Annotated in this window: 10 protein-coding genes and 1 pseudogene; 6 read left to right on the top strand and 5 right to left on the bottom strand. The window is 69.2% G+C overall.

Annotation, left to right across the window (positions count from 1 at the left end; translation table 11 throughout):
- The 6 genes and pseudogenes from AB8M85_RS16020 to fabF form a co-directional block, all read left to right on the top strand.
- A pseudogene (locus tag AB8M85_RS16020) lies at positions 1-502 on the top strand (pyruvate dehydrogenase (acetyl-transferring), homodimeric type); the annotation flags it as partial.
- Between the two features lie 120 nt (positions 503-622).
- Positions 623-1,834, top strand: coding sequence for a PucR family transcriptional regulator (locus AB8M85_RS16015; protein WP_372699833.1), 1,212 nt, complete (start codon positions 623-625; stop codon positions 1,832-1,834).
- Between the two features lie 77 nt (positions 1,835-1,911).
- Positions 1,912-2,871, top strand: coding sequence for an ACP S-malonyltransferase (locus AB8M85_RS16010; protein ID WP_372699832.1), 960 nt, complete (start codon positions 1,912-1,914; stop codon positions 2,869-2,871).
- Between the two features lie 49 nt (positions 2,872-2,920).
- On the top strand, positions 2,921-3,928 hold the full coding sequence (locus AB8M85_RS16005) for a beta-ketoacyl-ACP synthase III (protein WP_372699841.1): 1,008 nt from the start codon (positions 2,921-2,923) through the stop codon (positions 3,926-3,928).
- A gap of 89 nt (positions 3,929-4,017) precedes the next feature.
- On the top strand, positions 4,018-4,263 hold the full coding sequence (locus tag AB8M85_RS16000) for an acyl carrier protein (protein WP_372699831.1): 246 nt from the start codon (positions 4,018-4,020) through the stop codon (positions 4,261-4,263).
- A 154-nt stretch (positions 4,264-4,417) separates the two neighbouring features.
- Positions 4,418-5,656, top strand: a complete 1,239-nt coding sequence (gene fabF, locus AB8M85_RS15995) for a beta-ketoacyl-ACP synthase II (RefSeq protein WP_372699830.1) — start codon at positions 4,418-4,420, stop codon at positions 5,654-5,656.
- Between the two features lie 169 nt (positions 5,657-5,825).
- Here fabF and AB8M85_RS15990 read toward each other — a convergent pair whose 3' ends face one another.
- The 5 genes from AB8M85_RS15990 to AB8M85_RS15970 all read right to left on the bottom strand — a co-directional run bounded on the left by AB8M85_RS15990 (position 5,826) and on the right by AB8M85_RS15970 (position 10,777).
- Positions 5,826-6,329, bottom strand: coding sequence for a DUF3145 domain-containing protein (locus AB8M85_RS15990; protein WP_372699829.1), 504 nt, complete (start codon positions 6,327-6,329; stop codon positions 5,826-5,828).
- Positions 6,330-6,484: 155 nt separating this feature from the next.
- Positions 6,485-7,564, bottom strand: a complete 1,080-nt coding sequence (locus AB8M85_RS15985; RefSeq protein WP_372699828.1) for a tyrosine recombinase XerC — start codon at positions 7,562-7,564, stop codon at positions 6,485-6,487.
- A gap of 59 nt (positions 7,565-7,623) precedes the next feature.
- A complete protein-coding gene (dprA, locus tag AB8M85_RS15980) occupies positions 7,624-8,856 on the bottom strand; it encodes a DNA-processing protein DprA (protein ID WP_372699827.1) in 1,233 nt (410 codons plus the stop codon).
- Complete coding sequence (locus tag AB8M85_RS15975; RefSeq protein WP_372699826.1) at positions 8,853-10,421, bottom strand: YifB family Mg chelatase-like AAA ATPase; 1,569 nt, start codon at positions 10,419-10,421, stop codon at positions 8,853-8,855. The genes dprA and AB8M85_RS15975 overlap by 4 nt, the downstream gene beginning before the upstream one ends.
- Positions 10,418-10,777 (bottom strand): YraN family protein, encoded by a 360-nt coding sequence (locus AB8M85_RS15970; RefSeq protein ID WP_372699825.1) that lies wholly within the window; start codon positions 10,775-10,777, stop codon positions 10,418-10,420. The genes AB8M85_RS15975 and AB8M85_RS15970 overlap by 4 nt, the downstream gene beginning before the upstream one ends.
- Positions 10,778-10,807 lie beyond the last annotated feature (30 nt).

Raw genomic sequence — 10,807 nt, 5'->3', positions numbered from 1 at the left:
CCAGCTGCTGGCCTCCGGCGTCTCCGTACCCTGGGCCCTGGAAGCCCAGCAGATCCTCGCCGACGAATGGGGCGTCTCCGCCGACGTCTGGTCCGTCACCAGCTGGAACGAACTGCGCCGCGACGGCCTGAAGGCCGAGGAAGAGGCGTTCATGCACCCCGGTGCCGAGCCGCGTGTGCCGTACGTGACCCAGAAGCTGGCCGGGGCCACCGGTCCGGTCGTGGCGGTCACGGACTTCATGAAGGCCGTACCGGACCAGATCCGGCAGTTCGTCCCGAACGACTTCGCGACCCTGGGCGCCGACGGCTTCGGCTTCTCCGACACCCGCGCCGCAGCCCGCCGGTTCTTCAAGATCGACGCCCACTGCGTGGTAGTGCAGGCACTGGAGATGCTCGGCCGCCGTGGCGAGGTCGACCGTTCGGCCGCGTCGAAGGCGTTCGAGAAGTACCGGATCGACGACGTCAATGCCGGCACGTCCGGCAACGCGGGCGGCGATTCCTAGCCAGCTCCGCCCCGGCACCGAGTGCCCCCGGCAGCCTGTCCGCAGGCCACCGGGGGCACTCGTCTTTTGTAGTCTTCCTCCAAAATGGAGCCGTGGGCCACCAGTGCGTAGGCTGGGTCCATGACAGACGAGCGTCCGGGCACCGGATCCACCCGCATCCGCCCCGTGCGCCAGCCCAAGGCCAGCCCCGAAACGCTGAAGCGGCTCAAGTCCCATCTGGGGATCCTCTCCACGGTCGCCCTGAAGCACCTGGACCAGTCCCTGCCCTGGTACCGCGGGCTGCGCCCCCAGGAACGAGCCGCGCTGGGCCTGGTGGCCCAGAAGGGCATCGCCTCCTTCGTGTCCTGGTACGAACGGCCCACGTCCCCGCAGTGGGTGCTCACCGACGTCTTCGGCACCGCTCCCACCGAGTTGACCCGCTCGATCTCCCTGCAGAAGGCCTTGCAGCTGATCCGCACCATCGTCGAGGTCGTGGAGAACCAGGTCCCCGAACTGGCCCCGGACGCCGAGCAGATGCAGTTGCGCGAGGCCGTGCTGCGCTACTCGCGCGAAGTCGCCTTCGCCGCCGCCGACGTGTATGCGCGCGCCGCGGAGTCGCGCGGTGCCTGGGACAGCCGGCTCGAGGCACTGGTCGTGGATGCCGTACTGCGCGGGGAAAGCCCTGACGCGCTGCGTTCGCGCATCGCCGCCGTGGGCTGGACCTCGCAATCCGGCATCCACGTCATCGTCGGCAGTGCCCCCGAGGACGCCGGGGCCACCTTCGTCGGGGACCTGCGCCGGGTGGGCCAGCGCGTGGCCAAGGACTGCCTCGTCGGCATCCAGGGCGACCGCCTGATCCTCATGCTTGGCGGAGTGCGCGAACGCGAGGCAACCTTCGCCCGGCTCGCCGAGTACTTCGGCCCCGGCCCCATCGTCTACGGCCCCGAGGCGCCGAGCCTGCGCGACGCCGCAGCCAGCGCCCATGCCGCCTTCGAGGGCATCGCCGCGGCCCGCGCCTGGCCGCTGGTCCCCCGCCCGGTTGCCGCCGACGACCTCTGGCCCGAACGCGTCATGAACGGGGACGCCGCGGCCCGCACGGCCCTGGTCAACGGGATCCACAAGCCGCTCGAGCGCGCCGGGAACGGCCTCATCGAGACGCTGTCCAGCTACCTGGCCCTGGGCCATTCCCTGGAGGGCACCGCCCGGGAATTGTTCGTCCACGCCAACACGGTCAGGTACCGGCTTAAACGCGTCTGCGACGTCACCGGGTGGGATCCACTGGTCCCCCGCGAGGCGTTCGTCCTGCAGACGGCACTGGTCGTCGGGCGGTTGGACACCGGCGAGTCGTTGTAGGATTCCTCTAAAGCGACCCGTGCAGCTTCGTGCCGCAAGACACCCGCCCATTTCCCGATCTTTGGAAAGCTGGAATAGTGCTAGCTATCGTGTGCCCCGGACAGGGCTCCCAGACCCCCGGATTCCTCGCCCCCTGGTTGGAGGTCCCCGGCGTCGCCGACCACCTCCAGCAGCTCTCCGACCTCACCGGGCGCGACCTGGTGGCCCACGGCACTGTCTCCGATGAGGAGACCATCAAGGACACCGCCGTCGCCCAGCCCCTGATCGTCGCGGCCGGCTTGATTGCCGCACGCGCCCTGTTCGGCGGGGCCGACGGGCAGCTGGACCTGCCGGCTTCCGCCGTACTTGCCGGACATTCGGTGGGCGAGATCACCGCCACCGCGTTGGCTGGCGCCCTGCCCGAAGCCGACGCCATGGCCTTCGTGCGCGAACGCGCCAACGCCATGGCCGACGCCGCAGCAGCGACCCCGACCGGCATGGCCGCAGTGCTCGGCGGCGATCCGGACGAGGTGGCAGCCGCCCTGGCTGCGGCCGGCCTGACCGCCGCCAACGCGAACGGCGGCGGCCAGACCGTAGCGGCTGGGACGCTGGAGCAGATCGAGGCACTGGTGGCCGCACCGCCGGCCAAGGCGCGCGTCATCCCGCTCAAGGTCGCCGGCGCCTTCCATACCGAGCACATGGCCCCGGCCGTGGGAGTGCTCGAGGCCCTCGTGCCGCACCTGCACCCCCACTCCCCTTCCGTGCCGCTGCTGAGCAATTACGACGGCGGGGCCGTCGCCAGTGGCGAAGCGAACGTCTCCAGCCTGGTCGCCCAGGTCTCGCGACCGGTCCGGTGGGACCAGTGCATGGAGACCATGGCCGCCATGGGCGTGACGGGCATCCTCGAACTCCCGCCGGCCGGCACGCTGGTCGGCCTGGCCCGCCGTGGCCTGAAGGGCGTGCCCACCCTGGCGCTGAAGTCCCCCGAGGACCTGGACGCCGCCCGAGACTTCATCAACGAACACGGCCGCCAGGCCACCGGAGAGGACAAGGACTAACGTGAGCGCAGTACTGACCCAGAACACCGCCCGGGAATTCACCCGGATCATGGGCGTCGGCGCGGCACGCGGCGACGTCGTGGTGACCAACGAGGACGTCTGCCAGTGGATCGACTCCTCCGACGAGTGGATCCAGAAGCGCACGGGCATCGTGACCCGGCGCCGCGCCGACGCGGAGACCTCGCTGCTGGACCTGGCTGAGACCGCTGCCCGCGGGGCCCTGGCCAACGCCGGGATCGACGGATCACAGCTCGGTGCCGTCATCATCTCCACCGTGACCTCCCCCTACGCCACGCCCTCTGCGGCCGCGGCCCTCGCCGACCGCCTCGGCGCCACCCCCGCCCCGGCCTTCGACATCTCCGCCGCCTGCGCCGGCTACTGCTACGGCGTGGCCCAGGCAGATGCACTGGTCAAGTCCGGTGCCGCCGACTACGTGCTGGTCGTCGGGGCCGAGAAGCTTTCAGACATCATCGACAACCACGAGCGCACCATCTCGTTCCTCCTCGGTGACGGTGCCGGCGCCGTGGTCATCGGCCCGTCGGAAACCGCGGGCATCGGCCCCTCGGTCTGGGGTTCGGATGGCAGCAAGTGGGACGCGATCGGCATGACCCATTCGATGCTGGACCTGCGCGACGTCGCTGTCCAGGCAGAAGAGGACCCGGAGGGCAACGCCCTCGTCGCCGAGACCGAAGCGAAGCTATGGCCGACCCTGCGCCAAGACGGCCAGACCGTCTTCCGCTGGGCCGTCTGGGGCATGGCCAAGGAAGCCCAGAGGGCCCTGGACGCCGCCGGCATCACGGCCGATGACCTGTCCGTGTTCCTGCCCCACCAGGCGAACATGCGCATCATCGACGAGATGGCCAAGCAGCTCAAGCTGCCCGAGTCGGTGGCCATTGCGCGCGACATCGCCGACACCGGCAACACCTCGGCCGCCTCCATCCCGCTGGCCATGCACCGCATGCTGGAGGAGCGCCCGGAGCTCTCGGGCACCCTGGCCCTGCAAATCGGTTTCGGCGCGGGCCTCGTCTTCGGCGCGCAGGTCATCGTCCTGCCCTAGGCTGTTGACCGGACAACACTAGAGTTCACCGTCCTGCGGGGCGGGAAATAAACGTCGGGAGAGTCCCGGCACAAAAGAAAGGGAGCCTCATGGCTAGCAACGAAGAAATCCTGGCCGGCCTTGCCGAGATCGTCAACGAAGAGACCGGCCTGGCCACCGACGCGGTTCAGCTGGACAAGTCCTTCACGGACGACCTCGACATCGACTCCATCTCCATGATGACCATCGTCGTCAACGCCGAAGAGAAGTTCGATGTGAAGATCCCGGACGAGGAAGTCAAGAACCTCAAGACCGTCGGCGACGCCGTGGACTTCATCGCCAACGCCCAGGCCTGATTCCAGCCTGACCTTTCCCCAGGTGGCTGCGGCTACCGAAACGGGAAGCCATGGTCTTCGGGGTGGCCCGCCGGCATCGGCGGGCCACCCCACCACAACCTCCGGCGGAACGGCTTGTTCCCGCCACCTGTAATCCAAGACAGAGAGTATGTTGATGGCTCGCAAAGTAGTAATCACCGGCCTCGGCGCGACAACGCCGATCGGTGGGGACGTCCCCACCCTCTGGGCCAACGCCCTGAAGGGTGTTTCCGGCGCCCACACCATGACCGATGAATGGGTTGAGCAGTACTCGCTGCCCGTGCACTTTGCCGCCAAGGCCTCGTCACCGGCTGCCGACGTCCTCTCCCGCGTCGAACTCAAGCGCATGGACCCCTCCACCCAGTTCGCCGTCGTGGCGGCACGGGAGGCCTGGAAGGATTCGGGCATCGAGGAGATCGACCACGACCGCCTGGCCGTCGCCTTCGCAACGGGCATCGGAGGCGTCTGGACGCTCCTCAACGCCTGGGACACGCTGAAGGAAAAGGGCCCGCGCCGCGTCCTGCCGATGACCGTGCCCATGCTGATGCCCAACGGACCGGCCGCCGCAGTCAGCCTCGACCTGGGCGCCCGTGCCGGCGCCCACACGCCGGTCTCGGCCTGCGCGTCGGGTACCGAGGCGATGCACCTGGGCCTGGACCTCATTCGCGCCGGGAAGGCCGATGTCGTCATGTGCGGCGGCGCCGAAGCGGCCATCCACCCCATGCCGCTGGCCTCGTTTGCCGCCATGCAGGCGCTGTCCCGGCGCAACGACGATCCGGAACATGCCTCCCGCCCCTACGACGTCGACCGCGATGGCTTTGTCATGGGTGAGGGAGCCGGCGCACTGGTGCTCGAGGCCGAGGAACACGCGCTGGCCCGTGGCGCGCACATCTACGCCGAGCTGGCCGGTACCTCGGTCACGGCGGATGCCTACCACATCACCGCTCCCGATCCCGAGGGCCTGGGCGCCACCCGTGCGCTGAAGGCGGCGATGTTCGACGGGCTGATCCAGCCCGAGGACGTCGTGCACGTCAACGCCCACGCCACCTCCACCCCGGTCGGCGACAAGCCGGAATACACGGCCCTGAAGGCAGCACTCGGCAACCAGCTGGAGAACGTGTCGGTCTCCGCCACCAAGTCCCAGATGGGCCACCTGCTAGGTGCATCCGGTGCCGTCGAATCCGTCCTGACGGTGCTCGCGGTGCAGGAACGCAAGGCGCCGGTAACCATCAACCTGGAGAACCAGGACCCTGAGATCCCGCTCGACGTCGTGACCGGCAGCCCGCGCGAATTGCCGTCGGGGAACATCGTTGCCCTGAACAACTCGTTCGGCTTCGGTGGGCACAACGCCGTGGTGGCGATCCGCAGCGTCTAACGCAGCCCCACTTACAACTGAGGCCCGCACCGGAAACGGTGCGGGCCTCAGTTGTTGGCTGCCATCGAGCTGGTGGCGATTAGTCGACTGGAGGACAACTCATCGGGTGCTAGCTCGACTGTCGGGAGAGGATCGGTGATGGGGCGGTCCGTGATTGACGGTGTGGAGGTCAGCCGACCTGGTGCAACCAGCGCACCGGAGCTCCTTCGCTGGCGTGGCGGAACGGCTCGAGTTCCTCGTCCCACGCCTCGCCCAGCGCGAGCGAGAGCTCGTGGTAGACCGCTGCCGGGTTGCCCGCACCTTGTTCGTAGGCGAAACGGATCCGGTCCTCGCCGACCATGATGTTGCCGGCGGTGTCGGTGGTGGCATGGAAGATGCCCAGCTCCGGGGTGTGCGACCAGCGGCTGCCATCGACTCCCATGCTCGGTTCCTCGGTGACCTCATAGCGCAGGTGCGCCCAGCCGCGCAGCGCGGAGGCAAGTTGGGCACCGGTCCCCTGGGGGCCGGCCCAATGGACCTCGGCGCGGTACATTCCGGGCGCGGCGGATTGCGGCGCCCAGTTCAGATCCGTGCGGTCTTCGACCACGGATCCGATGGCCCACTCGATGTGCGGGCACAACGCCGTCGGGGCTGAGTGTACGAACAGTACGCCCCGGGTCATGGGTACAGGCATGCCATCCTCCAGTTCCTGTTGGTACGTCTTCCCCAACGACCACAGTCACTTCCGAAGGCTTTCACATGCTGCCTGACATCATTGTGCATGATTCCGCGGTGAATCGCCACCTTGACCTGCGGTGTTCCGCCCGTGTCCGGTGTGATCCGACGGTGTCAGGCCCGCGGATGGGCTTGCTGGTAGCTCGTACGCAGCCGATCCACGGAGACATGCGTATAGAGCTGCGTGGTGGCCAGCGAGCTGTGGCCCAGCAGTTCCTGGACCGTCCTCAGGTCGGCGCCGCCATCGAGCAGGTGTGTCGCCGCCGTATGACGCAGCGCGTGGGGGCCCCGGGCGGCCGTGTCCCCCAGGCCGGCCAGGGCACGTTCGACCATGGCCCGCACTTGGCGCTGGCCCAGGCGTGCTCCACGTTCCCCCAGGAACAACGCAGGGCCCGAACGATCGAGAACCAGTTGCGGCCGTCCGCGGGAGAGCCAGTTGCTCAACGCCTGGTGGGCTGGTTGGCCGAAGGGAACTGTACGCTCCTTGTTGCCCTTGCCCAGGACCCGTAGGGTCAACCGATCATGGTCGATGTCATCGATGTCCAGTCCGGTGAGCTCACCCACCCGGATCCCGGTGGCGTAGAGCAGCTCCAGGATGGCGTGGTCCCGCTCGGCGACCGCCCGCTGTCGGGCGGTTGGTTGCGGCGGGTCCGTGGTGGTTGCCGCACCGGGTTCCGGTGCCACAGGCTTCCTGGCGCCGTCCGATTCCGACGGAGCGGGCACCGCCAGCTGGTGGCTGCCTCGCTCCGGGTGGTCCATGTCGAGCAGGCGACCCACCTGTGCGGTCTGCAGGACGTGCGGTAGCCGTTTCGCGTTTTTCGGCGACCGTAGTCGCAGTGACGGATCCGTGGCGATCAGTTCCTCGCGCACGGCCCATCCCATGAACGTCCGGACTGCCGCCGCATGCCGCGCCAGCGTCGATGGTGCCTTCCCCGTGGCCTGCTGTTCACCCAGCCAGAGCCTGAGCGTTGCCAGGTCGATGTCCTCCAGAACGCGGACATCGTGGCGTCCAGCGGCGAACTCGAGCAGGGCGGAAATGTCCCCGACATAGGCCCTGACGGTGTGCTGGCTGCGGGAGCGCTCCAGCGACAGGTACCGCTCGAAGCCGTCCACTGCCGCGTCGAATCCTGCGGGCCATGGTGTCCGGCCGTGGGGTTCGGGCGCCAGTTGGCGTGGGCGCGGCGAAGTGGTCATGGCACCAGCTTCCCGCGTTGGCACCCGGAGGCGAAGCAGCCACGCCGGGGCCCGGCTCCTCAGGTGGGTCGTCGCCGCCGCCAACCGTTCGGCGATTGTTCTGCCAGTCCCCGGGCCTCGAGTCGGCTGAGGCCTCCGAGGACAGCGCCGATGCCCAATCCGGAGACCATGGCCAGCTTGTCGGGGGCCGCCGCCTGGCGTAGTGGCAGTGCATCCATCAACAGCAGGTCCTGGATGTCGAGCCCGTCGTGGGCCCGCGCGTCTGCGTCGCCGCCGTGGGGGCTCCACGTCATGGCAGGATCCGCGTCGCCGGTGATGCCGAGCAGTTCGAGTGCCTCGGCGGCATCGGTCACCGCGACCGCTGATCCTTCGCGGAGCAGCCTGTGGCATCCGGCCGAGTTGGAGGACAGCACCGATCCGGGGACGGCACCGACGTCACGGCCGATTTCGCTGGCGCGGCGTGCCGTGGTCAGCGCCCCTGAGCGCCAGCGTGCCTCGACCACGAGCGTGGCGCCGCACAGGGCGGCGAGGAGCCTGTTGCGCTGGAGGAATCGCCACCTGGTCGGGGCGGTCCCCGGGGGTACTTCGGCCAGGAGCAGGCCGGTGGACTCGACGCGGCGGAGCAGTTCGTCGTTGCCGGCCGGGTAGAAGCGGTCCAGGCCCCCGGCCATGACCGCGATGGTGGCCGGTCGATCCGCTGGGTGCCCTGCCCGGTTGGCCTGCAGTGCTGCTTCGTGGGCACGGGCGTCGATGCCGTAGGCACCGCCGGAGACGATGGTGATCCCGCGTGGGACCAGATCGGCGACGAGTTCATAGGTGACGTGCCGGCCATAGTCGGTGGCATCACGGCTGCCCACCACGGCGAGCAATGCTTCAGGGCCGGGGAGGTGGCCCGGCCCGGCCGTTCCACGCCACCACAGGCAGAGGGGCGCACTGAGGCCGAGGTCGTTCAATTGCAGCGGCCAGGCGTCGTCTTCCGGGACGAGCAGGTCCCCGCCGAAGCGCCGGATGGTGGCCAGGTCCCGCTGCGGCCCGGCTGGGTCCATGCGTGGCCTCCACCGTTCGAGACCGGCGTCGAGGCGATGGGCGCCGCGCTTGCCCGCATCACCACCGAGCAGGTCGGCCACCGCCTGCTGTTCGGTGGCCGGCGCCGTGCCGGTGCTGGCGGTGATCAACCGGTAGGCCTCGACCGGTCCCGCGACGGCCACCAGCGCGGTGCCGGTCAGGTCGTTGGGCTCCATCAGGCGCGCCAGGCCGGCACGGGCCAGCAATATCCCGGGATCGGTGCTCATGCGATGCCTCCTTGCGCATGCTGACGCAGCTGCAGGGCCACGTCGAGGTCTGCGGGGCGAGGGGAATCCTGTCCGGAGAGATCACTGATCGTCCAAGCCAGGCGCAGGACCCGGTGGAGTCCCCGCACGGTCAGGTGGCCTTGCTCGAGTTGCCGGTCCGCGCTGGCGGTGGTGGATTTCGGCAGGGCCAATTCACGGCGCAGGACGGTTCCGGGAAGGTCGGCGTTGCGGGTGAATCCCAGCGGCTGCAGGCGCCGGCGTTGGGCCACCCGTGCAGCGGCCACCCGTCGTCTGACCATCAGGGTCGTCTCTTCTCCCCGACCCGCGCGGAGGTGGGTGGCATTGACGCGCGGCACCTCGATCTGCAGGTCAATGCGGTCCAGGAAGGGACCGGAAAGCCGGTCGAAGTAGCGGCGGCGCTGCATGGGGCTGCAACGACATTCAATGGCCTTGCCACTGGACAGCCCGCAGGGACAGGGATTGGCGGCGAGGATGAGCTGGAAGCGTGCGGGATAGGTCGCCGTCCCGGCGGCGCGGTGCAAGGTGATTTCGCCGGATTCCAGGGGCTGCCGGAGTCCGTCCAGGGCCTTGGCATTGAACTCTGGGGCCTCGTCGAGGAAGAGCACACCCCGGTGGGCCCGCGAAGCGGCACCGGGACGTGGCAGGCCCGCTCCCCCGCCGATGAGCGCCACCATGCTCGCGCTGTGGTGCGGGCTCTCGAACGGTGGTCGACGCAGCAGGCGATCCAAGCGCAGGCTGCCCCGCTGCAGCGAGTGGATCGCCGTGGCTTCCATGGCCTCGGCGTCCTCGAGGTCCGGCAACAAGCCCGGCAGGCGTTCGGCCAGCATGGTCTTGCCGGCGCCCGGAGGTCCAACCATCAGCAAATGGTGACCACCGGCTGCAGCCACTTCCAGAGCGAACCGGGCCAAGGGCTGGCCGATGACCTCGCCCAGGTCCGGAGTCTCGGTCGTGCGGCCCGGGGATGTGGTTCCATCCCCGGCCCCCTCGTCTGACCGGGTCACCGGGACCGTGGACTCGGGTGGCGGCACCACGGCCTCATGGGCGCCGTAGGCGGTCATGACCTCGGCCAGATGGCGGTACGCGGTAATGCGGGCGCCGGGGACCAAACGGGCTTCGGCTTCGTTGCCGGCAGCGACGACGATGTCCGGGCGTCCGGCCCGGACTGCCGCCATCACCGCCGGCAGGACGCCGGGGACCGGGCGCAGGGAGCCGTCCAGCCCCAGCTCGGCGATGTAGACGACGCCCTCGGGATTCTGGATGGTCCCGGCGGCGGCGACGGCTGCAATGACGATGGCCAGGTCGAACGAGGAACCGCGCTTGGGCAGGGACGCGGGGATGAGGTTCACGGTGATGCGGCGCGGGCTCAGCGCCACCCCGGAGTTGCGCGCGGCCGAACGGATCCGGTCCCGCGCCTCGATCAAGGAAGCGTCGGGGAGTCCGAGGAGCAGGAACGAGGGCAGTCCCCCGCCGATGTCGGCCTCGACCTCGATGATGTGTCCGTTCAGCCCCACGAGCGAGACCCCGGAGGCACGTCCCAGGCTCACAGGGTCACCTCCGGGTAGTAGGCGAATTCCGGGTCTTTCCCCGGTGCGGTGAGGACGCTGACGACGTCGACGCGCCGGCGCTGGCGGACGCAGCCGTTCTCCCGGCACCAGGCGCTGGCAAGGCGGTGCAGGCGCAACAGTTTGCGCGCATCGACCGCCTCCGCCGGATGGCCGAAGCCCAGTCCCGAGCGGGTCTTGACCTCCACGGCGACAATGATGCCGCCGTCGACCGCGACGATGTCGAGTTCACCGGTCCGGCATCGCCAATTGCGGGCGAGCACCCGCATGCCACGGTCGGCGAGGAATTGTGCGGCGAGCAGTTCGCCGGTATTGCCCAGCTGCTGGTTGTGGTTCATCTGGCACCTCCACGTCCACTCTCGGTGGTC

Origin of the sequence: Arthrobacter sp. JSM 101049 (assembly GCF_041679245.1) — a bacterium.
Classification (GTDB): domain Bacteria; phylum Actinomycetota; class Actinomycetes; order Actinomycetales; family Micrococcaceae; genus Arthrobacter_H.
Note: the sequence above shows the minus strand (reverse complement) of the source record. Positions and strands in the feature narration are given on the sequence as shown.